This is a genomic window from Bifidobacterium myosotis (assembly GCF_002259745.1).
GTDB lineage: Bacteria > Actinomycetota > Actinomycetes > Actinomycetales > Bifidobacteriaceae > Bifidobacterium > Bifidobacterium myosotis.
Map to the genome: position 1 here is coordinate 1 of NZ_MWWW01000030.1, position 21,948 is coordinate 21,948.

22 protein-coding genes are annotated in these 21,948 nt (G+C 61.4%); 5 read left to right on the top strand and 17 right to left on the bottom strand.

Going from position 1 to position 21,948, the window contains the following annotated elements; translation table 11 throughout:
• Positions 1-542, top strand: a 542-nt coding sequence (locus tag BMYO_RS10525) for a transposase (RefSeq protein ID WP_143249174.1), incomplete at its 5' end; no start/stop codon positions are given.
• 995 nt (positions 543-1,537) lie between these two features.
• Positions 1,538-2,182 carry a hypothetical protein gene (locus tag BMYO_RS10530; RefSeq protein WP_143249175.1) on the top strand — a complete coding sequence of 215 codons (645 nt, stop codon included), beginning with the start codon at positions 1,538-1,540 and terminating at the stop codon, positions 2,180-2,182.
• Positions 2,183-2,781: 599 nt separating this feature from the next.
• Here the strand turns inward: BMYO_RS10530 and BMYO_RS10535 are convergent.
• The 15 genes from BMYO_RS10535 to BMYO_RS10605 all read right to left on the bottom strand — a co-directional run bounded on the left by BMYO_RS10535 (position 2,782) and on the right by BMYO_RS10605 (position 16,407).
• On the bottom strand, positions 2,782-3,312 hold the full coding sequence (locus tag BMYO_RS10535) for a hypothetical protein (protein ID WP_094668420.1): 531 nt from the start codon (positions 3,310-3,312) through the stop codon (positions 2,782-2,784).
• 765 nt (positions 3,313-4,077) lie between these two features.
• Positions 4,078-4,467, bottom strand: a complete 390-nt coding sequence (locus BMYO_RS10540; protein WP_094668421.1) for a hypothetical protein — start codon at positions 4,465-4,467, stop codon at positions 4,078-4,080.
• Between the two features lie 254 nt (positions 4,468-4,721).
• Positions 4,722-5,366, bottom strand: a complete 645-nt coding sequence (locus BMYO_RS10545) for a MerR family transcriptional regulator (RefSeq protein ID WP_094668422.1) — start codon at positions 5,364-5,366, stop codon at positions 4,722-4,724.
• Positions 5,367-5,455: 89 nt separating this feature from the next.
• Positions 5,456-5,899 (bottom strand): FHA domain-containing protein, encoded by a 444-nt coding sequence (locus tag BMYO_RS10550; RefSeq protein ID WP_094668423.1) that lies wholly within the window; start codon positions 5,897-5,899, stop codon positions 5,456-5,458.
• A 203-nt stretch (positions 5,900-6,102) separates the two neighbouring features.
• Positions 6,103-6,921: a DUF881 domain-containing protein gene (locus tag BMYO_RS10555; protein ID WP_094668424.1), complete on the bottom strand. Its 819-nt coding sequence runs from the start codon at positions 6,919-6,921 to the stop codon at positions 6,103-6,105.
• A 3-nt stretch (positions 6,922-6,924) separates the two neighbouring features.
• On the bottom strand, positions 6,925-7,257 hold the full coding sequence (locus BMYO_RS10560; protein WP_094668425.1) for a small basic family protein: 333 nt from the start codon (positions 7,255-7,257) through the stop codon (positions 6,925-6,927).
• On the bottom strand, positions 7,257-8,234 hold the full coding sequence (locus tag BMYO_RS10565; protein WP_094668426.1) for a DUF881 domain-containing protein: 978 nt from the start codon (positions 8,232-8,234) through the stop codon (positions 7,257-7,259). Before BMYO_RS10565 ends, BMYO_RS10560 begins: the two co-directional genes overlap by 1 nt.
• The gene (locus BMYO_RS10570; RefSeq protein WP_094668452.1) at positions 8,224-8,844 is read right to left on the bottom strand and encodes a CDP-alcohol phosphatidyltransferase family protein; all 621 of its coding nucleotides are present in this window, start codon (positions 8,842-8,844) and stop codon (positions 8,224-8,226) included. The genes BMYO_RS10565 and BMYO_RS10570 overlap by 11 nt, the downstream gene beginning before the upstream one ends.
• 23 nt (positions 8,845-8,867) lie before the next feature.
• Positions 8,868-9,719: an ATP phosphoribosyltransferase gene (gene hisG, locus BMYO_RS10575; protein WP_094668427.1), complete on the bottom strand. Its 852-nt coding sequence runs from the start codon at positions 9,717-9,719 to the stop codon at positions 8,868-8,870.
• 218 nt (positions 9,720-9,937) lie between these two features.
• A complete protein-coding gene (locus BMYO_RS10580; RefSeq protein ID WP_094668428.1) occupies positions 9,938-10,201 on the bottom strand; it encodes a phosphoribosyl-ATP diphosphatase in 264 nt (87 codons plus the stop codon).
• Positions 10,202-10,282: 81 nt separating this feature from the next.
• Positions 10,283-10,951, bottom strand: coding sequence for a ribulose-phosphate 3-epimerase (rpe, locus tag BMYO_RS10585; RefSeq protein WP_094668429.1), 669 nt, complete (start codon positions 10,949-10,951; stop codon positions 10,283-10,285).
• A gap of 63 nt (positions 10,952-11,014) precedes the next feature.
• On the bottom strand, positions 11,015-11,947 hold the full coding sequence (lgt, locus tag BMYO_RS10590; RefSeq protein WP_094668430.1) for a prolipoprotein diacylglyceryl transferase: 933 nt from the start codon (positions 11,945-11,947) through the stop codon (positions 11,015-11,017).
• 170 nt (positions 11,948-12,117) lie between these two features.
• Entirely contained in the window at positions 12,118-12,987 is an 870-nt protein-coding gene (gene trpA, locus BMYO_RS10595) for a tryptophan synthase subunit alpha (protein WP_094668431.1), read from the bottom strand.
• 125 nt (positions 12,988-13,112) lie between these two features.
• A complete protein-coding gene (locus tag BMYO_RS10600) occupies positions 13,113-15,200 on the bottom strand; it encodes a bifunctional indole-3-glycerol phosphate synthase/tryptophan synthase subunit beta (RefSeq protein WP_094668432.1) in 2,088 nt (695 codons plus the stop codon).
• Positions 15,201-15,474: 274 nt separating this feature from the next.
• Positions 15,475-16,407, bottom strand: a complete 933-nt coding sequence (locus tag BMYO_RS10605) for a deoxyribonuclease IV (RefSeq protein WP_094668433.1) — start codon at positions 16,405-16,407, stop codon at positions 15,475-15,477.
• Between the two features lie 196 nt (positions 16,408-16,603).
• Here BMYO_RS10605 and BMYO_RS10610 point away from each other — a divergent pair, with 196 nt between their 5' ends.
• On the top strand, positions 16,604-16,969 hold the full coding sequence (locus BMYO_RS10610; RefSeq protein ID WP_094668434.1) for a phage holin family protein: 366 nt from the start codon (positions 16,604-16,606) through the stop codon (positions 16,967-16,969).
• A 536-nt stretch (positions 16,970-17,505) separates the two neighbouring features.
• Positions 17,506-18,921, top strand: a complete 1,416-nt coding sequence (locus BMYO_RS10620; RefSeq protein ID WP_094668436.1) for an MFS transporter — start codon at positions 17,506-17,508, stop codon at positions 18,919-18,921.
• 432 nt (positions 18,922-19,353) lie between these two features.
• Here the strand turns inward: BMYO_RS10620 and BMYO_RS10625 are convergent, their stop codons facing one another.
• Positions 19,354-19,782, bottom strand: a complete 429-nt coding sequence (locus BMYO_RS10625) for a hypothetical protein (protein ID WP_094668437.1) — start codon at positions 19,780-19,782, stop codon at positions 19,354-19,356.
• 303 nt (positions 19,783-20,085) lie between these two features.
• Here BMYO_RS10625 and BMYO_RS10630 point away from each other — a divergent pair, with 303 nt between their 5' ends.
• Positions 20,086-21,300, top strand: a complete 1,215-nt coding sequence (locus BMYO_RS10630; RefSeq protein ID WP_094668438.1) for an ATP-binding protein — start codon at positions 20,086-20,088, stop codon at positions 21,298-21,300.
• A 79-nt stretch (positions 21,301-21,379) separates the two neighbouring features.
• Here BMYO_RS10630 and BMYO_RS10635 read toward each other — a convergent pair whose 3' ends face one another.
• Positions 21,380-21,832 (bottom strand): VOC family protein, encoded by a 453-nt coding sequence (locus tag BMYO_RS10635; protein WP_094668453.1) that lies wholly within the window; start codon positions 21,830-21,832, stop codon positions 21,380-21,382.
• Between the last annotated feature and the right edge of the window lie 116 nt (positions 21,833-21,948).

Sequence of the window (21,948 nt, forward strand, 5' to 3'; positions counted from 1 at the left end):
TCGACGGGTTCCACATCGTGTCCTGGGCGACCGACGCTCTCGACAAGGTCCGCACCGCCGCATGGCGCGAGGCCAGAAAGGCCGGCACGGCCCGGAAGGGCGCCAAGGACCCGATCAAGGGCGCGCGTTGGGCGCTGCTGAAGAACGAGAACGACCTGACCGCCGGCCAGAAGGCCCAATTGGAGTGCGTGGCGAACACCAACGAGACCCTCTGGGAGGCGTACAAGCTCAAGGAACGCCTCAGGATGATCCTCAAGCAGACGGCGGACGAGGCCGCGCCCCTGCTGCGCCAATGGGCCGCGGACGCGTTCCTGTCCGGCATCCCGGGCTTCGTCCCGCTCGGAGAGAAGATCGCCAGGCGCCACTTCGACATCCTCGCAACCATCCGTTCCGGACTGTCCAACGCCAGGCTCGAGGCCATCAACAACAAGATCAAGACCACCATCAAGATCGGCTACGGCTACAGGAACCTCGACAACCTCATCAGCCTCGTCATGCTCAAATGCGGAGGACTCAACCTCACACTCCCCGGACGCCAATAGCCAGCAGGCCAGACCAGCAATCTACACCCACACAAACACCCGAAGAGCCAAACATTCTGCGTGCTCATGGTCTTCCGCCTTCCATATTTGCCTGTCCGCCGGCCTTCCTTGGCCGTGCACAACTATCATCAACCCCGATGAACCGCATAATACCGGCGTTACCACCATTATCCCACGGATGCGTAGGATATAGGGATTCTCCGACGCATTGCGGTATCATATCGGGGCACGTCGCTGATTGGCACGTTCGGCTTCCTCGCCGCCTACGGCTCCTACGATGGGCCCGAACTGCCCGAGTCAGGCTGGTGAACCATATGGATGGGTGTCGGCTCGCTCATGACCCTCGTCTACATAATCGCAATCGCCGTGCTCATGTGCCGGCCAAGCGACCCTAGGGGAGTGCGCTTCGACCGCTGACTGGTAGCGTGGTCCGGACGGTTTCGCTGTCTGACGGTTTCGTCAATGCATCCTTTTCGATAGGATCGCATGCGCGTTTGCGGGAAGGGTTGTGGAGGCTATTTCCTTGGCTCTGTTAAACCAGAATTGACATGGACTAATCAGGTCGGGGTTTGGCTGGGTTGATCTCCTTGGGAAATCAACCCAGCTGGCTCGCTTCGTATGTCAAAGTTGGTTTAACGGAGCTATTTCCTTTGCAAGGGGTACATTAGCTCTTCTGCGGATAGGTATCTGCTTTGCAAGGGGTGCCTCAACGTCGAAAGCCCGTGTATTTCCGTTGGAATTCCGACCATAGTACTTGCTGTTTCGCCGTTCGGGTACCCCTTGCAAAGCAGATACCTGTCCGAGACGGCGTCAATGTACCCCTTACAACCGAGATAGCTGCATGGCCTTGTGTGATACCTGTAGTCGAAGACTGATAAGTGAGCGCGCCGATGCCGAAAGATGAAACCGCCCGCATTGAGACATCGATGCCGCCACATCCGCCATTCGTCCGATAATGGAGACAACGACCAGAAGGTCAGATGGAGGCGGATCTCATGCCGGATCAAACGGACAAGGCCGGGGAACGCGACTGGATTCTCGGTACGCGCGAGGCGGCCGGCGACAGCATCATCGGCACTCTGTTCACCATCGTCGTCGTCGCCATCATGGTGGCCGCTCTCGATGCGATCATCCTGTTCATCGTCTACCTGCTGCTCGGCATCAAACGCTCCATCGCCGACACCTATTTCCACGGAGACCCGCCGTTCCCCATCGACGCGACCATCGCCGTCCTGGCCTTCGTCGTCATTCCGCTCTTTCTCGCCGCCTGGGGCCCGATAAGCGATTGGGTCCACGCCGACCGCACGCTGCTCGCCATCCGCGCGAACCGGTTCGGCCATCTCAAGCCATGCCCCGACCAGACGGATTTCGACGGGGACACGATATACATGGACATCAAGCGCATTCTCTTCCATGCCTCCGATACTGGAACCATCCGCGTCTACGCCGAAAACAGCGATGGACCCGTCTTCCTCACCTTGCGCCTGAACAACGGACGGATGCGCGTCGAAGGCGAAGAGCCGGTAAGCGCGGCGTTCTTGTATGAGGCGAAGCATGGGGGAGACAAGACGGATCCGTTCATCGATCCGCGTTGCTCGTATTCCGACAACGACCTTACGGTCGGACGACCGAGCGCCTGAGCAAGACCGGTTGTCCGATTGTCCGATGGCCTTCCCCTGGCCTTCCTCTCCGTCATGGTTCAGTACCCCCTTCGTGTGACTATCCGTTGCCGACGGGGCGGGTATATGCGCCCGCAACGAGGCCATTCCGGCCCCGCGGGGTTGTGACTATCGTGTGACTATTGCGGGTTGTGACTATCGTGTGACTATCCGAGCCGGTAACGGCCGGGAATGGCTGCAATCCGTCAAACGACGTCCCGCCGGCCAGACTGCTTGAGACGGCGGAATGGCACCGTTCCCTCATGATTCCAACGGTTCCGGGGAATCCTCCCAAAATCAATCTGACATAACGTACATTATCGGATAATGTGCCAGAAGTTGTTTTGGAAGCCCTTGGAACCAAATGATTCCAAGGGCTGTGTCGTTTTCACGGATTATCGGACATCAACGAGATCCTGCCATTTTCGGCCATTTTCGGCTGGATTTGGCACACGTTTGGCACGCGATGTGCATACGGTTGCCGGCATGATATGACTCGTGTTAGGCGTCTCGTCTGACATACGCTTGGCACATGTTTCCCCTCGCAGACTCGCGGCGCGCATAGCCGGGATTCGAAATCACTATCGGACACGAAGAATCCGTATCAGCCAGCCGATTGCAACAATCAACCCCGTGGCCAATACGGCGCCCGCGACGTACCGGCAGACGGATGGAGCAACATCATTCTGCGGGAAAGGCAGGAACATGGCGGTAAGCCATAGGAATGCCGCCAAGACGCAAGTGATTGCCGGTACGACCGGGAACAAGCACCGGTGTTGTGCATCCGGCACATGCCAGCGGATAAGGTGCACGACGAGAATGACGCAGCCGGCCGTCAACAGCACGATTCCCAGAAGCGATACCACTGCCATGATCACGCCCACAAACGGGCCGAACAGCAGTACGCTGAGCGTTTCTGCCGGAACACCGTCGTAGGTTCCATCCACGGCAGCCGACATATCGGATGACGCTTGGCCGTAATACCACGTACCGAGAGCGGCGATGACTCCCCCAACAGCAATGCAAACGATGGCAACGATTCCGGCCGCCCCGCATACACGGCGTGAGGACGGATATCGATCGGGTGGCAGGTTAGCTTGTAAAGGCATCATCGACCGATTTCCTGAGGCTGCGCTACTCCTCGTGGCGGTGTCTCCTGAGCCTATGCTCCCTAAACCCGTGTTCCTGGAGCCTGTGTTTCCTAACGTGTTCCCTGGGACGGCGTTCCCGACCCCATTCCCCTGCTGCAATCCCATGCGTCATTCCCCCTTAAGCCGCTTGTTCCAACTCCATTATCGGGCAAGAACGCACTCGATGGGCGCGTCGAATCCATCGTCCATCAATCATTCTGACATCTGAATGCGTACGTTCGGAAAGGTTGTGTTAGACCAAAGTGTGCTTAACTGACTTGGACTTCACTAATAAGCGGTGAATCGCCCAGTGAATACCAATGATTTCTGGTATGACAGGAACTGATGCGCATCGATTCTCCTTGGAATACCGCGATTACTTGGAGCAAATACGCACTTTGGCTTAACAGTCCCTTAGAAAAAGCGACCGTTCGCGTGGACGATGTGCCGGTGATACACGATTCCATTCGTCGAGCAGGTGGGGGTGTGTGAAGGGTGTGCCCCGGGAGCCGTAAATCATATGGATTTGAGCTGCGGGGGCACGGGGCAAAATGCATGATTCACTGATGGTTCACCGAAAATGGCGGAATCATGCGGTTTTCGAGCTTATCAGGGTGTGCCACCATAGCTGAAAATAGGTGCATTAAGGCTCTCGGGGGCACGACCTGTGCCACCGTAGACCGATTCGACGCAAAAATCGTCTGCGGGGGCACGGTTGTGTGCCACGCAAGCTCGAAAAGCACTCGATTAGAGCTGCGGGCGCACGGCCTTGCCCAGTCGTCGATCCATCTCCGTTTCCATCGCATGACGCGCTTGCACGTACATCGCCGCGATCTCCGACATCACCAGCACGATGACGACTATCGCGCCGAACAGCGCATATCGTTCATAGAACGCCCGCACGTTGGCAGCCATTGAATACGCCATCAGCGCGTATACGGGGAACGGCACAATCGCCATCACGAATGACGTCACATGAGCCATCACCATCGTCCAACTCACCGGATTGACCGGCCCACGACGCGAGCGTGGAATGAACAATCGCCCGTGCAGTATGGTGATGCCGATGATGTTTGCCGCCATGACCACGGCGACGATCCATAACGCCACGGGCAGCAGTTCGACGATGACCGTCATAAGTAGTGAACCTCCGAAAAACGTGGAATCATGCAGAAGTCATTCCTATACGGGAAGCCCGAGAGCAAAACTAAGAACCGTTCCTCAGTGCTCTTATCGCGAGAATTCCCAGTGCATCCAGCAAGAGACATCGGCGATTGAGACAGACCGCAACACGTCAAAATACCGGCAGGGCACCGGAATACGGAACACGATGACCGGCATTCAGCTATGGCATTCATGCCAACGCACGCCACACGGACCTAGCTCAGCGCTCAGTGCAGCGCGCTCTCGCGTTCCCGCTGCCGCCGCTGCGCCTCAAGCTTCTTGCGCATGCGCATGGCCGTGAGCTCGTCGATGGGACGATTGGTGGTGATGGTAACCGGGTTGGACTCGAGATCCACGTAATCCTCGTGCTCGAGCGCCATCTCAATCTGATGCCAGAGCGAACCGACCGACACGGCGAACACCGCCTTGCCGCTGTTGAGCAGATCCAGCATCTGCTCGCTGGTGGTGCATTCGTGTACTTCCTGACCGTCGCACATGATGGTCACGTTAGCCAGTTGGCCGGTGCTTCGCTGGGTCAGGAAGCCGATGGCCGCAGTGACGTTCTGCAGGTTCACACCTGCGTCAAGCAGCTTCTTGGAGACGGCGAGAATCACCACGTCCTTGAAGGAGTACAGCCGGCGCGAACCGGAGCCGTGCGAGGGGGTGATCGACGGCTCCACAATCTGCTTGCGCGCCCAGTAATCCAGCTGCCGATAGGTGATGCCGGCGACCTTCGAGGCGACGGTGCCGCGGTATCCGCGTTTGGGCTCCTCGGAATCGGTGCTGGAGAACAGCTCCCCCTGCACCGCATGATCGTTGAGGTTCGTCCGCTCGGCGAGCGGCGTATGCAGATGCAACCCGGTCTGTTCCATCATGCCCCCTTACCGGGCGCCGGCGCTCTCCCGCGGTTTCCGCTGGGCGGTGCCCTCCCCCAGTGTACCCGTCAGCTGGTTGGTATCGGTTATTGGGAGATGACTGCGGACTTGGTGAAGAACATGAGCCGGAACTTGCCGATCATGATCTCGTCGCCGTTCTTCAGCACCGCCTGATCGACGCGCTGCCGGTTCACGTAGGTGCCGTTGAGGCTGCCCGCATCGATGACGGTGAATGTGCCATTGGTACGGCGGAACACGGCGTGCTGGCGGGATACCGTGGAATCGTCCAGCAGGATGTCCGCGCGGGGATCGCGTCCCACGGTGATCTCGTCCTCGTCCAGAAGATATCGGGAGCCGGATACCGCGCCCCTGGTGGAAATCAGCAGCGCGGTGCCGTCGGACAGGCGCGTGATCGTATCCAGATCGTCCTGGGTCAGTGGACGGTCTCCGGTGGAGGTGATGGGCAAAACATTGATGGCAGGCAAACCGATGATGGTGGTTTCGCCTGCGGTAGGAATCGGATCAGTCATAACTTCCTATAGTACAAGGACGATTGCGGTTTCGTTCATCGACGTGCGGAAAAGCCGCGAAATAGCCATCTTTGTCGATTGCCATTGCTCACGCAGTCGGATTACGTGCCGGATGACGCTGCCCACGCGGGGCACGCGCTCGTACGGCGATTCCTCACGCGGAACACGGCACACGCGCCGCCCGGCGCCCGGTGCCATCACCGTCATTCCGCGGTTTTCGCATAGGTGTTCGGCGTGGCGACGTGGACCTCGTCGATGACGATGTTGTCCGAGGACTGCACGTCCACGCTGGCCCCATACTTCACCTGAAGCTGTGCTCCCACACCGCCGGCGATGTCCACGGCGTTGGACAGTTCCTGCGGGTTGCCGATTGCCTTGACCACGTAGGTGGGCTTGATGGTGGTGCCGTCCGCGATGAGTCCCTCATCCGCGTCCTGGATGTAGGTGGACGCCACGACGCGTACGTCGTTGATGGCGATGACCTCGGCTCCGGCGTTGCGCAGCTCCTCGATGAGGTTGAACATGATGGAGGCGTCGACCTTGGTCGATCCGCGGCTTACTCGCACGGTGATGCCGGACCCCTTGGCGGGCAGGCGGCCTGAAATCAAGCCGGATGTATCCTCGTTCTGCTTGGCGATCTTGCGCGCCTGCTCCTGTTCGTCGGCGGCCGACTTGAGCGAGTTGAGCTGCTCGGTGAGCTGGCTCTTGCGCTGCTCGAGGTTGGTGATCTGCGTGTTCGATTCGTTGAGCAGACGGACCAGTTCGGTTTCGTCCAGCGTCTCGTACGTGGACTTCGAATTGTTGATCTGGGTCATGTAGGCGAATCCGAGCAGCGCGCACATGAGGGTGACGAGCACCGACGAGAGCAGGCGCGACCGCAATCCGCCGCGATTGTCGTTGCGCCGCGGCTTCTTGCGCACGGTGGGGAACGAGCCGGTCTCCATGCGGTCGTTGACGGTGTCCTGGGCATGCTGATCCCGCAGTTTCTCCAGCATGTTGTTCGATTTCGCGCGTCGGGCCATGGCTCAGCCTCGGAAGATGAATCGTCTGATGGCGGACACGTTCGAGAAGATGCGGATGCCGAGCACCACGATGACGGCGGTCTGCAGCTGCGAGCCGACGCCGAGCTGGTTGCCGAGGAACACCAGCAGGGTGGCCGTGATCACATTGGCGAAGAAGGAGATGACGAACACGCGGTCGGAGAAGCTGCGTTCGAAATAGGCGCGGGCGGCGCCGAGCAGCGCGTCGAGCGCGGCCACCACCATGATGGGCAGGTACGGCTGCACGATGACCGGAATGTCTGGCTTGACGAACACACCGACGACCACGCCGATGATAAGCCCGAGTACCGCTGCCATTATTCGTTCCTCTCCGCGTACTGGACGTCCCCAGCCACCGCTGCCTCAAGTCTAATCGAATTGCTCTTGCTCACTTGGGGGTAAATGCCGGCTTGTTTGAAGGAATCGTAAAGGCTTGCGAGTTTCTTCTCCCCCATGGCGTCCGCCAGATCGTTTTTGTTGCCAATCGCTTCGATGGTGTACGGACTTTGGATCGCGGTCATGCCGATGAGGATGTGTCCGCCGGCCTTGCGGATGGAAGTCTGCGCGCCGATCCGGTTGCCATTGATCGCGATGGCCTCGGCGCCGTTCTGGAACATCAGCGAAACGAGCTGCTGCAGATCGAGATCGGTGACCACGCGGATGTTGCTGGACGTGCCGACGCGGGAGGACGAGGTCTGATCCGACTGACTTGCGGCGATCGGGTCGGCCAAGGTCATGGTGATCCCCTGCCCCTCGACGGCGACCGTGCCGTTGAGCATCTCATCCTGCAGCAGGGCCTCGCTTTTGACGGTGCCGGAGATCTTCTTGGATTGCGCGTCCACCTGAGTGCGCAGCGAGTTCACGTCCTTGGTGAGACCGTCGATCTGGCTGTTGCGGTCCTCGAGCTGGCCGGCGAGGGTCTGCCGCACCTGCTTGCGCGGGTCGGATTGAAGCTGCTGGACGAACAGGCTCCCCGCAAAGCCGACTCCCACGCAGATGAGGAAGACGATGATGCGGGTCGCCCAGACGGATAGTGCGGAACGGTGCTCGTGGACCAGTCGGGAGTCGGAGAACATCGGGTCCATCGGCCGGTTGACCAAATCGTCGATGAGCCGCAGCGAATCGTCGTTGGTTTTGCGACGGCGGCGGGTGCGGATGGCGCCCGCGTCGTCGGGCGACAATGCGTGATGGGAATCGATGCCGCGTACGGATGCCGAGAAGATCGCACGGCGTCGGACCGGCTCGTTCTCCTTGGGCACGGGGAACGAGACCGGTGCCGTGAGGTCAGGAGCCATACCGCTCCCCCAGCTCCTTGCGCAGCAACGTCACGCCCTGCCTGGTGTAGATGTATCCGGCGAGCCAGTACATGGCCAGTCCCCAAATGCCCGCGGCAAGGGCTGCAAGATAGAGCAGATGGAAGAACGTGGAGGTGCCCAGATCGGCGAAGATCAGTCCGACGATGGACATCATGAGCAGTGCGGTGCCCGCCTTGCCCACGAAATGCACCGGCAAAGGACCGTAGTCGTACTGCGCGAGCCAGATGACCTGGATGGCCATCCACAGGTCGCGCAGACCGACGATGATCAGCATCCACCAAGGGATGATGCCGGCTATGCCCAACGCCAGAATGGAGCAGAAGATGAGCAGTCGATCGGCGATGGGATCGAGAATCTGCCCGATCTTGCTCACCTGATTGAAACGGCGAGCAATGATGCCGTCAAGACCATCGGAAGCTGAGGATACGGCAATCAGCGCCAGTGCGGCGATCATCTCGTGCCGTGACACCAGAACGGTGATGAACGGAATCGAGATGATGCGCAACGCACTGATGATGTTGGGCACGGTGAAGTAGATGTCCCGCGCCTCCGGGCTGTATCTGCTGGTGTTGGCTTTCTGGCTGGTCATGTCCACCTAAAACAATTGAATGATCAGATGCGCGACGCCTGCAATGCGGTCACGATGATGCCACGTGCGCCGACCTCGTACAGGTCGTCCATCAGCTGGTTCACCTTGGCCTTGGGCACCATGACGCGTACGGCGTTCCACTGCTTGTCGTGCAGCGGGGAGATGGTCGGGCTCTCGAAACCGGGGGTCACGGCCACGGCGGCGGCCACCTTGCTGATCGGGATGTCGTAGTCCATGAGCACGTACTGGTGTGCGGTGAGCACGCCCTGAAGGCGGCGGGACAGCACCGCCAGACGCGGGTCGTTGGTATCAAGGCGCGGGGAGCGGATGAGGCAGGCTTCGGAGTGCATGAGCGGCTCGGCGAAGATGCGCAGGCCGGCGTTGCGCAACGTGGTACCGGTGGAGACCACGTCGGCGATGAGGTCGGCCACGCCGAGCTGCACGGAGGATTCCACGGCGCCGTCCAGGTGGATGGTCTCGGCCGTGATGCCGTGATCGGTCAGATAGTCCTGCACGAGCTTGTCGAAGGTGGTGGCCACGCGCTTGCCCTGGATGTCCTCAAGCTTGGAGATCGGCGACTCGTTCGGCGCGGCGAAGCGGAAGGTGGAGGCTCCGAAGCCGAGCGGAAGATGCTCGATGGCTTCGGTGCCGGAGTTCTTGAGCAGGTCCTCGCCGGTGATGCCGACGTCGATGGCGCCACGTCCCACGTACACGGCGATGTCCAGCGGGCGCAGATAGAACAGTTCGATGTCGTTGTCCGGGTCCTGGACGACGAGCTGGCGCGGATTGGTGCGCAGACGGTATCCCGCCTCGGCCAGCATGTTCCAAGCAGGCTCGGACAGCATGCCCTTGTTCGGAACGGCGATTCTCAGCATAAATGCTCCTCTCCCTGATGGGAGTTACTGTGTGTACAGCTTCCTACGACTCAGATTTCCACGACGCAATCAATCGGTTGCGGCATTGAAGACGTTGCTCTCGGCTGTGGCCCGGCCAATGCCTTGTGCGTGGCACGAAGCGCGGTGCACAGGACCACGCACAAGGCATCGGCAGGAATGGCCAATCGGATTGTGGCCGGTCAGATTCCGGCCCGCCGTCACAGATGTTTGTAGACGTCCTCGAGGGTCAGACCGTGCTTGATCATCATCACCTGAACGTGGTAGATGAGTTGGCTCATCTCCTCGGCGGTGCGGTCGGCGCCTTCGTACTCGGCGGCCATCCAGGTCTCGCCGGCCTCCTCGATGATCTTCTTGCCGATGAAGTGGGTGCCCTTGTCCAGCTCCTCGACGGTCAGGGAGCCCTCGGGGCGGGTCTCGGCCTTCTCGCTCAGCTCGGCGAACAGGGATTCAAACGTCTTCATAATGTTGTGTTTCCTTTATTGATACGGTTGCGTCGATTGCGTCGGGCGCGGATGCATGGATGCCGCCGCGCCGGTCGACAATCAGTCCTTGTAGGCGGCCTCGGCCTTGGTGCGGATATCATCGATGGCCTGGGCGGGGCTTTCGGCACCGTACACGGCGGAACCGGCCACCAGCACGTCGGCACCGGCCTCGGCCACGATGTGCGCGGTCTTGGGGCTCACGCCGCCATCCACCTGGATGCGGGTCTTGAGGCCGCGGCGGGTGATCTCGTCGCGCAGGCGACGCACCTTGGCCATCTGGTTGTCGAGGAACTTCTGGCCACCGAAACCGGGCTCAACGGTCATGATGAGAATCATGTCGAACTCGTCGAGGATGTCGAAGATCGGTTCGACCGGTTCGGCCGGGCGGACGGCGAAGCAGGCCTTGCAGCCCATGTCGCGCAGCTGGCGGGCCAGACGCACGGGGGCGTGCGTGGCGCCCATGTGGAAGGACACGGAGGCGGCGCCGAGCTTGGCGTACTCCGGGGCCCAACGGTCCGGGTCCTCGATCATGAGGTGCACGTCCACCGGCAGGTCGGTGACCTCGCAGATGCGCTTGACGATCGGCTCGCCCAGCGTGAGGTTCGGAACGAAATGATGGTCCATCACGTCCACATGGACGAGGTCCGCGTTGGCGATGGCCTTGAGGTCTCGCTCGAGGTTGCAGAAATCGGCGGACAGAATGCTGGGTGCGATTGCGATCTTGCTCATGGTTTCCTACCTTATCTTTCAAATGGGACTTGCCCCGGTATTTCGCGGGGCGTCGGGTCGCCGTTAACGCTTCTTTTGCTTGTTCTTCTCCTCTTCGACGCTTTGGCGCTCGAGCTCGTCGGCGGTGACCGCCTGGAGTTTGCGAGCCTGCTCCTGCGCGTCGGTGCCGTGCTGGTAGAGCACGACGAAGAGGATGCAGCCGAGGACGAACACGATGATGGCGGTCCATACGTTGGTCCGCAGGCCCAGAATCACCGTGGAGTAGTTGATGCGCACGTTCTCGATCCATGTGCGGCCGAGGCCATACCACATCATGTACATGGCGAACTGCTGACCGGCCTTGAGCCGATCGGCGAGTTTCCTGCCGAGATAGACGATGATCGCGGCACCGATGAGGTTCCAGATCATCTCATAGAGGAAGGTGGGATGGAACAGCGTGGTGGTGTAGTCCGGGCACTGCGAACCGCTGTAGCAGATCTCGGACTTGCCGATGGCGTCGGCGTCGTTGAGTTTCAGGCCCCACGGCAGGGTCGTGGGCCAGCCGTACAGCTCCTGGTTGAACCAGTTGCCGAGGCGGCCGATGGCCTGCGCGACCAGCAGGGCGGGCGCGATGGAGTCCGCGAAGATGGCGAACGGGTAGCGGCGGTGACGGCACCAGAGGAACGCGGTCAGCGCGCCCACGGAGATGCCGCCGAAGATGGCCATGCCGCCCTCCCAGACCTTGAGGATGTTCACCGGATCGCCGGTGGGCGGGAAGTACATGCTTGGCGTGGTGATGCAGTGGTACAGGCGGGCGCCGACCAAAGCGCAGGGTACCGTGACCAGCGTGGTGTCGAGAATCTGGTCGAAGGTGCCGCCGTACCGCTTCCAGCGGGTGGTCAGGATCCACACGGCCACACAGATGCCGATGAGGATGCAGATCGCGTACATGTGGATGGTGAACGGACCGATCTGGAATTTGGAGAAGGTCGGCGAAGGGATATAAGCCAGATTCATGCTGCCTCTACTTGCTGGACTTGCCGGGGTCACGCCTGCGCATGACCACATGGTGTTGCGTGCACTACCCTACCGTGCGGCACGCACCGCATCGTGCTCATGGCATGCATGGGACGGTGCGGTGCGGCCACGACACACGTATGCCGCAGCGTTGTGATACACGCGATGCATCAACGGGCGTTGTGGATGCCCTCGGCCAGTTCCTCGCTCTTGGCGGCCAGCAACTTCAGGCCTTCGGCGGTGTCGCGCGCGGTCCTGTTGTCGTCCGCGAGCAGCGTGTGAACCAGCGCGGAGCCGACGATTACGCCGTCCGCGTAGGAGCCCACCTTGGCGCCCTGCTCGGCGGTGGACACGCCGATGCCGACGCACACGTTTTCAGCGCCGGCCTTGCGGGTGCGCTCCACGAGCACCTCGGGAGAGGCGTCGAGATGCGCGCGTTCACCGGTGACGCCCATGCGGGCGGCCGCGTACACGAAGCCGCGGGCGTTCTTCGCCACGGTCTCGAGACGTTCGTCGGCCGAATCCGGGGAGACCAGGAAGATGCGGTCGAGGCCATGGCGGTCGGAGGCCTCAATCCACTCGCCCGCCTCGTCCGGGATGAGGTCCGGGGTGATGAGGCCCGCGCCGCCGGCGTTCTCGAAGTCGGTGGCGAAACGCTCCACGCCGTAGTGGTAGATGAGGTTCCAGTAGCTCATGACGAGCGGCACGCCGCCGGCGTTGGCCACCGTCTCGACGGCCTCGAACACGCGCTTGATGGTCTCGCCGTTCTTCAGGGCGATGGAGGACGCGGCCTGGATGACCGGGCCGTCCATGACCGGGTCGGAGTAGGGCAGGCCGATCTCGACGGCGTCGACACCGTGCTCGACCATCGTCTTGAGCGCTTCGAGCGAGACGTCCGGGTTCGGGAAGCCGTAGGGCAGGTAGCCGATGAAGGCGGGCTTGTTGGCGGCCTTGAACTTGGCGAACATCGCCTCGGTCTGGCTGGGCTCGTGGCTGATGCCCAGCGGCTGGCCGGAGGGCGTGGTTGCAGTGTTGGTCATAGTAAAGCTTTTCCTTTTTCGTTGTTGCTTCTCTCAGTCGTCATCTCACTGGCTCCCCGCTGGAGGGGAGCTGTCACGAAGTGACTGAGGGGAGGTTCTACAAGAGATTGTGCTTATTCCGCGCCTCAGGCCACGGTGTTGCCGTGCGCGCCGGTCACTTCAAGGGCCTTGGCCTGGTCATCGGTCAGGTAGCCGAACCACTTGCCGGCGGTGGCCATATCCTTGTCGCCGCGGCCGGAGATGTTGATGATCATCACGGCCTTGTCGTAGCCCTTGGCCTTGAGATCGGCGGCGGCCTTGTATGCGCCGGCCACGGCGTGCGAGCTCTCGATGGCGGGGATGATGCCTTCGGTCTGGCTCAGGTCGCGGAAGGCGTTCATGGCCTCCTCGTCGGTGGCCCAGCTGTAGTTCACGCGGCCGATGTCCTTGAGCCAGGCGTGCTCGGGACCCACGGAGGCGTAATCGAGGCCGGCGGAGATGGAATACGTGTCGAGCGTCTGGCCCTCGTCGGTCTCCAGCAGGTAGCTCTTGGCACCCTGGAACATGCCGAGCTGGCCGGTGCCGGGCGCGAAGCGGATGGCGTGCTTGCCGGACTCGGGGCCGTTGCCGCCGGCCTCATAACCGTAGAGGTTCACGCGCTCATCGTCGAGGAAGGCGTTCATCACGCCGATGGCGTTGGAACCGCCGCCCACGCAGGCGCACACCGCGTCCGGATGGTCGATGCCGTACCAGTCCTGAAGCTGCTGCTTGGCTTCCTCGCCGATGATTTTCTGGAAGTCGCGCACCATGGCCGGGAACGGATGCGGGCCCGCGACCGTGCCGAGCAGGTAGTGGGTGTCCTTGACGTTGGTGACCCAGTCGCGCAGGGCCTCGTTGATGGCATCCTTCAAGATGCGGTCGCCGAGCGTGACCTCGACCACCTCGGCGCCGAGCATGCGCATACGGGCCACATTGAGGGCCTGACGGCGGGCGTCGATCTGGCCCATGTAGATGCGGCACTTGAGGCCCATCATCGCGCACACGGTGGCGGTGGCCACGCCGTGCTGGCCGGCACCGGTCTCAGCGATCACGCGGGTCTTGCCCATGCGCTTGACGAGCAGGGCCTGGCCGAGCGCGTTGTTGATCTTGTGCGCACCGGTGTGGTTCAGATCCTCGCGCTTAAGGAAGATGCGGGCGTCCAGTCCGGTCTTGTCCTTGATGAGCTGGGCGAAGCGCGGCGCTTCGGTCAGCGGGCTCGGACGTCCCACATAACGCTGCTGCAGGGTCATGAACTCCTTGTGGAATTCGGGGTCGGCCTTGGCCTCGTTGTAGACGCGCTCGAGCTCATCCAGCGCGGTGATGAGGGCCTCGGGCACGTAGCGGCCGCCGAACTGTCCCCAGTACGGTCCCTGATGCTCGCTCAACGGGGTGGATTCGGATGCTTTCACTTGTGCTCCTGCCTTTACTAGTCGTTCCACTGCAAGTTCATGATTGTCGGCCGTGGCTACGCCCTCGCCCACCAGCACGGCGTCCGCGCCGGCCCGGCCGTAGTCCTCGACCTCGACAGCACCGAATACGCCGGACTCCGCCACCTTGATGACGTCGTCGGGCAGATCGGCGGCCAGTTCGTTGTATTTGTTCACGTCCACGCGCAGGTTCTTGAGGTTGCGCGCGTTGATGCCGATCACCTTGGCGCCGGCCTTACGGGCGCGTTCGATCTCCTCGCGGGTGTGCGTCTCCACGAGCACGGTCATCTTCAGTTCGTGTGCGAGGTCGAGCAGGTGCTTGAGCTTGTCGTCATCCAGCGCGGCGACGATGAGCAGCACCAGATCGGCGCCGTGGGCGCGGGCCTCGTAGATTTGGTAGTCGGTGACGATGAAGTCCTTGCGCAGCAGCGGGATGTGCACGGCGGCGCGGACCTTGTCGAAATCGTCGAGGCTGCCAAGGAACCTGCGACCTTCGGTGAGCACGGAGATCGCGCTTGCGCCACCCTGCTCGTATTCGCGGGCCAGCGCGGCCGGGTCGGGGATGTCGCTCAGGTGGCCCTTGGACGGGGATGCGCGCTTGATTTCGGCGATCACCGGGATACCGTCAGCGCGCTTGAGCCATCGCATCGCGTCGATCGGGGCCGGGGCCGCCAGCGCGGCCTGCTTCACTTCCTCCAGCGACACGGTACGCTCGCGGGTTTGCTGGTCCTCCAGCGCGCCCGCCACCAGTTCGTCCAAAACCGACATGATTCTCCCTTTGTTGGTGGTCGATCATGCGACACTCTAGGTCACCCTCTGGCCGATGGGCCTTGTGCGTCCTATATTTTGGGCGCTTCGGTCCATATCGATGACGGCGAATGTCCATTCCATCGGCCTTCCCTCCTCCATTCCGGTTTTCACTGCCCGGCGAGGGCCGGGCCGCGATGCATCGCTTCGTCTCCACGCTCGCCACACACTCGCTGCCGGCGCTCGACTGCGCAGGCCGGATCAAGCTCCGGACCACCAACGCCGAACACGACGGCTACGCCACCAGCGAGCGCAGCAGCGCGATCTCCTCGCGATGTGTGTCGGGCTTGACCTCCTTGGTTTCGAGGATCATCGGCAGACGCGCCATGTCGGGGTCGTTAACAAGCTGCGTGAAGAACGGGATACCGAGCTGCCCCTCGCCGATGTTGGCGTGGCGGTCCTTGTGCGAGCCGAGCCCGAACTGGGAGTCGTTCACATGGATGGCCTTGACCCTGTCGAGCCCGATGATGTCGTCCAGCCGGCGCTTGACGCCGTCGTAGTCGTTGACCAGATCGTAGCCGGCATCCAGCACATGACAGGTGTCGAACGTGACTCCGATATGTTCCTTGTCCTCGACGCCGTCGATGATCGCGGCGAGTTCCTCGAAGCTTTGTCCGCACTCGGTGCCTTTGCCCGCCATCGTCTCCAGCAGCACCATGACGCCGCTCGCCCGCTCGAGCACGCGGTTCAACCCCTTGCTGATCAGATGGCATCCCGTCTCGGCGCCTTGGCCCACATGCGCGCCGGGGTGGATGTTGATGTACGTCTCCTGTCCCGCCTCGCGAATCGGTGTCAGCAGTTCGATGTCCTCAGCCAGCGCCTCGATGGCGAACGCGCGCTTGGTCTCCTCTTTGCTGGCGAGATTGTAGACGTAGGGCGCATGGACGACCAGCGGCCCGTAGTGCTCGGCCTTCAGCCGCGCGCCGAACTCCCCCGCCCCCGCCGGGTCCAATGCCTTCGACCGCTTGCCGTACGGGGAGCGCGGGAAGAACGCGAACGCGGACCCGCCTTCCTCATGCGAGCGTTTGATCAGCGCGTCCCATCCGCCGGCCGTGGACAGGTGCGATCCGATGAGCAGGCCCGCATTCCCCGTCGTTGTCGTAGCAGCAGTGGCCGTTCCCGTTGTTTTCGTCGGTATCGCTGTCGTCGTCCCCGTTGTTTCCGTCATTTCCGATCCTCACTCCCCTGAAGTCTTCCCTGGATGGTCCGCCGGGTTCCGGCGGATCGTCCGTACTCCGTCTCCGTCCTCTTGCCAGGCCCGCAACCGGGACCGCGAACGGTCACCCTCCGCATTGTACGGCGTCGCCCGTCGGTGTGCGGCATCATCACATTCCGCTGACATTTGAACTGGAAGAATCGAAAGCATGAAGCAATTCATTTCCCATTGGCTGGTGCTGACCGTTGCGGCGGGCGTCATGGTCGCCGTGCTGCCCGGCATGGAGGCGGTGGGCGAGCCGCCGATTCTCGGCATCGCCGCGTTCTCCCTGTTCATGGCGCTGATCAACGCGTCCATCAAGCCGGTGATCCACATGCTCGCCCTACCCATCTCCGTGCTGACACTGGGCCTGTTCGCGTTGGTGCTCAACTGGATGTTCATGGAACTCGCCTCATGGCTGGCCCTCTCCCTGTTCGACGTGGGCGTCATCATCCACGGGTTCTGGTGGGCGGTGCTCGGCTCGCTCATCATGGCCATCGTCTCCGGCATCGTCGGCTCGATCATCGGCGAATAGGCGGCGGCCGTCTCGCTGTTTCGACATTCCGGCATCTCCCCGGCCGACGGGGCAGACGCTTGCGGCCGGATGTGCGCAGCCGGGTGTGCGTTGCGCGCGCTCCGATGGGATTCCCGCCGGGAAGCATGCGTACGACGTGGGTCGGGGGTCGGGATCATCGCCGTTGGGCATGCCTCGCCGCCCGACCGTATACAGTGGATACCGAAACATATGGCGGCGCATGGAGCCGTCATCCCGGCTCCGACGCCGCATGCTGGCGCACCGACGCGCCTGCCATGCCCGACCGTTGCAAAGGATCGCTCATGTACCTCGTTCTGGAATCGTTCGCATACGACTAATACGGTTCGGACCGGCTCACCGCCTCATCCGTTCCTTATGCATCGTGGCCGCACAGATTGCAGCCGCGACATGCAGTTATGCGAATATTCCGGACAATCGCCCTGAACATCCATATGAATCCGCGTCGCAGACTCTTCACGTTTTCTCGCGCGCGCTCGCCGGATTCCGTTCGGGGCATGACATCGAAACGAGTCACCATGAACGCCGATAATTCTTCCTCGTCCCCGCGGTCTTCACAGCTTCCGCATCCCTCGCCCTCCCCGGTCCCGACTGTCCCGCCGAATCCGGCGTCAGGGCACGACCGCTCATGCGCGGCAGTCCCGCCGACATCCCGCTCGCTGTGGCACAGCCGCGCCTATCGCGACTGGTTCGCGGCCGACACTGCCGACGTGTGCGCGGTCAGCCTGCGCACGTTCTCCATACCGCTGGTCGGCCTTGCGCTCTCCGGCTCGCCGTTCGGGGCAGGTCTGCTCGTCACCGCGGAATCGGCGATCGGGCTGGTCCTGATGTCGTTCGGCGGCGCGATCGCAGACCGGCATGACCGGCGCCGTCTCATGATCGCCCTCGGCCTGATTGGACTGGCGCTGTCCGTCGTCGCGACCGGCATGCTCGCATCCGGCACGATGACCACGCTCGCATTCGCCGTGTTGGTCGTCCTGTTCGCCGTCACGAACGGACTGCTGGGACCATCCAATGACGCGATGCTCAAATCAATCGTGCCGATGGAACGGTTCGCCAAGGCGCAGGCCATTCGCGAGGCGCGCGAATCCTGCGTCGAACTGTCCAGCGGAGTGATTGGCGGGTTGCTGTACCGGCTCGCCGGATGGCTCCCGTTCCTCGTCTCCACCATCCTGTACGGCATCGCCTCAGCCACGGCATTGCGACTGCCGAAGCGCACTGGTGCGGATGGAATCGAGGCCGTCGATGCCGTGGCAACGTCGCCGACGACGCCCACGGTGACTGCCACATCCGGCGACAATCCGTCGTTTCTTACGCAGTTCATCGAGGGTTGGTGTTGGACGCTGACCCGGCGTGTGATTCTCGCGGCCATCGTGCAGGGCGCGATCATCAACGTCGCCTGCGTGGGGAGCATCGTCGGCGTGCAGATCATGCTCGCCGCGCGCGGCACTGACGCCGCGCTCATCGGACTGGTCGGCACGGTGACCGGCATCGCCGCGTTCGTCGGGTCGATGGCCGCCGGATGGCTGGTCGACCATGTCCCCACCGGCTTGATCATCATGCTTACGTTCGCCGTGCTGACGGCCGCGATGGTCCCGCTGTTGTTCACCGACTCCTACATCGTAATCGTCGTATGTCTGGCCGCGCCGGCCCTGCTGTTCCCCGCGCTGAACGCCGGCGAGCTTGGATTCATCTACGGGCGCACGCCGGACGACATGCAGGGACGCGTCTCCACCGTGTTCGAGACGACGGTCGGTGTGCCCGGCGCGCTCGCCCCGGCGCTCGTCGGATGGCTGCTGCAGGCTCCCGGGTTCGGATTCCGCGCGGTCATGATGTTGGTCGTCGTGTGCTCGGCTGCGGGCCTCGTGCTCGCCTGCGTCACTGCGACTAGGACCATCCCGTTGCCCGAGCACTGGAGTCAGGTCGAACTGTGATTGTTCGTTGCCGGCTTGGCACCTGATTGTCGGTACCAGGCGTCGAGCCGGGCGTCATTGCGGTACGATAGCCCGAAAACAGCGTTCTCGCCATATTGTGTACAACCCGGTGCGGTACTATACGCGAAATCGGCTGTTTTTCGCATGTCGTACCGCGGCGGTGCCCGGGACCGATCTGCCGTACTGGAGCAGAATGGCTTGTTTCCGCGGTTTGTGATTCCGCCATATTGCCACGACGCTGAATGAAAACGATTGCGTGAGCTGTTGTACCACGCTGTTGCGGTACAACAGCTCGAAAAGAACCGAATCGGTGTATCGTACCGCGCTCACAGGTGCCGGATCATGCTCGTGCTGCCGCAATGGCGACTATTGCCGCCGCACCCCGGTATGGCTTGACAGGCACTCGCCGGCCCGTCATCGGGCATTCGTCGGTCACACCAGCGGCCGGCGGGCATCCAGCTCGCAGATGATGCCGGTCTCCTTGCGAATCCATTCGGACGCCTGCAACGCGGCAAAATTCCACAGCGCATATGGCATGCCACCGAAGTTGGGATGCTCGGCCCAGAAGGTCAGGTTGTCGCCGTACGCGGTGAGTGTGTCGCCCTCGGAGGCCGGCATCGCGGCGCGATACAGCTGATCGGCCAGTGTCGCGACGAATTCTTGCGCGGCGCCCAACGTATCGATGAGATGCTGGTCGGCGGTAGGCGGCGGACCTACAATCTCCCATGATTCGACATCCGCGGCGTCCCAGTGGACGTTCTCGCCATCCACCTTTCGCTCGATCGTTACGAACAGTCGGGCGAACTCGTCCGAGGTCAGTCCGGTCGCCCTGCGGCGCGTGGACAGCTCGATCGGTGTCATGTGCTCTCCTTCGTAGACGATAGGCCCGCACGACGTTTGTGTGGCTATGAAGCATCATATGACCATGCCGTCGATTTTCAGCGCTGCTGGTATCGAGCCGTCGGCTTTCGGGGAATGCGACCGCATGGCCTTCGTGACACCCGTGACATGACTCGACTCGACTTTGCATCATCCCAATCACCCGTATGTAATCGCGAGAATCAACAAAATGGGCAGAAGAATCGATTATAATCGATTTCTAGGCATATTATCCAAGAAAACTACGATGTAGTTGGTTTTACTTCGGCAAAGGAAGAAGCCATCATGATTGAACGCCCTACGTATATGCATCAGATACAGCCTTTCATTGGGAAGAACATCATCAAGGTGCTTGTAGGAGCCCGGCGTTCCGGCAAATCAACACTGTTGAAGCTCATCGGACTGCGGATGAGCGCCGAGGGTGTTCCAAAGCAATCCATGCTCCACATCAATTTCGAATCAGGAACCTATTCCTCCATCACGGACGCGGAAGGGCTGATCCGATACGTCAACGAACGAATGGCGGGAATCACCGGTACCGTCCGTTTGTTTTTCGATGAGATTCAAGAGATCGACCACTGGGAGAAAGCCATACGTTCCTTCATGGTCGATTACGATGCGGATATCTATTTGACCGGGTCGAACGCGCGCATGCTGTCCAGCGACCTTGCCACCTACATCACCGGTCGATACGTGACCATCAATGTCTACCCGTTCTCATTCGCGGAATTCCTCGACGCATACCGGCAATCAGTGGGCCCGATTGACGAGCGCACGGCTTTCCGCCGATATGTCGCCCAAGGCGGATTTCCGTTCCAGACAGACTTGGCCTTCGATGAAATCGCATCCTTGCAGTACCTCAACGATTTGTTCTCGACCATACTGTTCAAAGACGTCGTCCGTCACGCGGGCATACGTGACACGGACGCTCTCGAACGTGTCATCCGTTACGTCATCAGCGAGGAGGGCCACCTGCTCACGGCAGCCAACATCGCCGCATATATGAAAAGCGAACATCGCAAGGTATCGGCGGAAACGATTGCGAACTATCTTAACGTCGCCAGCAAGGCATTTCTTATTTACCGTGTGCCCCGTGAGGATGCCATAGGCAAGCGCGCGTTGAAAATCAACGAAAAATACTATGTGGTCGATCAGGGACTGCGCAGCGCCATCGGGATCAGCAACACGAATACGATTGATCAGGTTCTGGAGGGCATCGTCTACATGGAGCTTCGGCGAAGAGGATACGAGGTTCGGGTGGGCAAGATCAATGATAAGGAAATAGATTTCATCGCACGGCGGGGGGATGAGATTTCCTACTATCAGGTCGCTTATCTTGTCGGTTCGCATCAGACGGCGGACCGGGAGTTCGGCGCGTTTGACGGCATCCGCGACAATTGGCCCAAATATGTCCTGAGCATAGATGAGTTTCCTCAGATGCAAGATGGCATCCGTGGCATGAACATCATCGACTGGCTGCTCTCCGATAACGACGACTGATTCGACATCACCTCAGGAAAGCGATGGGCTATTGTCGTATCGGGAGAACGGGATACCGGTGGAAACAGTCGGAATACGTTCAAAAGCATGACTGTGGCGTTGGACGATGGGGACCGTCGCCGAACCAACCGGACCAGTCGACGACCGCTTCGATGTTGTTGCCGTCCGGGTCCAGTACGAACGCCGAGTAATAGCCGGGATGATAGGGTCGCGGCCCTGGGGCGCCGTTGTCCCGGCCTCCGGCGGCGAGCGCGGCGACGTGGAATGCGCGGACGGCATCGATGCTTGGGGCGAGGAAGGCGAGGTGGGTGACGGGTGAGACCGTTTCGGTTCCGTCATGGCTGTGGCTGGTTGCGTCGGTGTCCGTCGGCGAGAGATAGAAGTCGGAGTGGAGGGTGCCGTCGTTCACGCCGAATCCGAGCGTCGGCTCGTGATGCGCCTTGACGATGTAGCCGAGTGGGGCGAGCGCCCGTGTGTAGAAGTTGACGCTGCGTTCGATGTCCGTCACATGTAGAGTGATGTGGTCCAGCACGTGCGCAACGGTACGCGCTTCGGCTGCCGTCCGCATGCTTCCGGTCGCGCCGTGGACATGTGCCGGCGTTTACGCATCGGCTACAGAGATGATATGGACGTGGACGGAGGATGAGT

Bases quoted from the DNA above. Each gene is read 5' to 3' on its own strand.
- BMYO_RS10605 (WP_094668433.1), bottom strand. From the start codon at position 16,407: ATGACGGAAACAACGGGGACGACGACAGCGATACCGACGAAAACAACG.
- BMYO_RS10620 (WP_094668436.1), top strand. From the start codon at position 17,506: ATGAACGCCGATAATTCTTCCTCGTCCCCGCGGTCTTCACAGCTTCCG.
- BMYO_RS10565 (WP_094668426.1), bottom strand. From the start codon at position 8,234: ATGGCTCCTGACCTCACGGCACCGGTCTCGTTCCCCGTGCCCAAGGAG.
- BMYO_RS10625 (WP_094668437.1), bottom strand. From the start codon at position 19,782: ATGACACCGATCGAGCTGTCCACGCGCCGCAGGGCGACCGGACTGACC.
- BMYO_RS10555 (WP_094668424.1), bottom strand. From the start codon at position 6,921: ATGGCCCGACGCGCGAAATCGAACAACATGCTGGAGAAACTGCGGGAT.
- BMYO_RS10600 (WP_094668432.1), bottom strand. From the start codon at position 15,200: ATGTCGGTTTTGGACGAACTGGTGGCGGGCGCGCTGGAGGACCAGCAA.
- rpe (WP_094668429.1), bottom strand. From the start codon at position 10,951: ATGAGCAAGATCGCAATCGCACCCAGCATTCTGTCCGCCGATTTCTGC.
- BMYO_RS10540 (WP_094668421.1), bottom strand. From the start codon at position 4,467: ATGACGGTCATCGTCGAACTGCTGCCCGTGGCGTTATGGATCGTCGCC.
- lgt (WP_094668430.1), bottom strand. From the start codon at position 11,947: ATGAATCTGGCTTATATCCCTTCGCCGACCTTCTCCAAATTCCAGATC.
- BMYO_RS10570 (WP_094668452.1), bottom strand. From the start codon at position 8,844: ATGACCAGCCAGAAAGCCAACACCAGCAGATACAGCCCGGAGGCGCGG.
- trpA (WP_094668431.1), bottom strand. From the start codon at position 12,987: ATGACCAACACTGCAACCACGCCCTCCGGCCAGCCGCTGGGCATCAGC.
- BMYO_RS10630 (WP_094668438.1), top strand. From the start codon at position 20,086: ATGATTGAACGCCCTACGTATATGCATCAGATACAGCCTTTCATTGGG.
- BMYO_RS10530 (WP_143249175.1), top strand. From the start codon at position 1,538: ATGCCGGATCAAACGGACAAGGCCGGGGAACGCGACTGGATTCTCGGT.
- BMYO_RS10560 (WP_094668425.1), bottom strand. From the start codon at position 7,257: ATGGCAGCGGTACTCGGGCTTATCATCGGCGTGGTCGTCGGTGTGTTC.
- BMYO_RS10580 (WP_094668428.1), bottom strand. From the start codon at position 10,201: ATGAAGACGTTTGAATCCCTGTTCGCCGAGCTGAGCGAGAAGGCCGAG.
- hisG (WP_094668427.1), bottom strand. From the start codon at position 9,719: ATGCTGAGAATCGCCGTTCCGAACAAGGGCATGCTGTCCGAGCCTGCT.
- BMYO_RS10610 (WP_094668434.1), top strand. From the start codon at position 16,604: ATGAAGCAATTCATTTCCCATTGGCTGGTGCTGACCGTTGCGGCGGGC.
- BMYO_RS10545 (WP_094668422.1), bottom strand. From the start codon at position 5,366: ATGGAACAGACCGGGTTGCATCTGCATACGCCGCTCGCCGAGCGGACG.
- BMYO_RS10550 (WP_094668423.1), bottom strand. From the start codon at position 5,899: ATGACTGATCCGATTCCTACCGCAGGCGAAACCACCATCATCGGTTTG.
- BMYO_RS10535 (WP_094668420.1), bottom strand. From the start codon at position 3,312: ATGATGCCTTTACAAGCTAACCTGCCACCCGATCGATATCCGTCCTCA.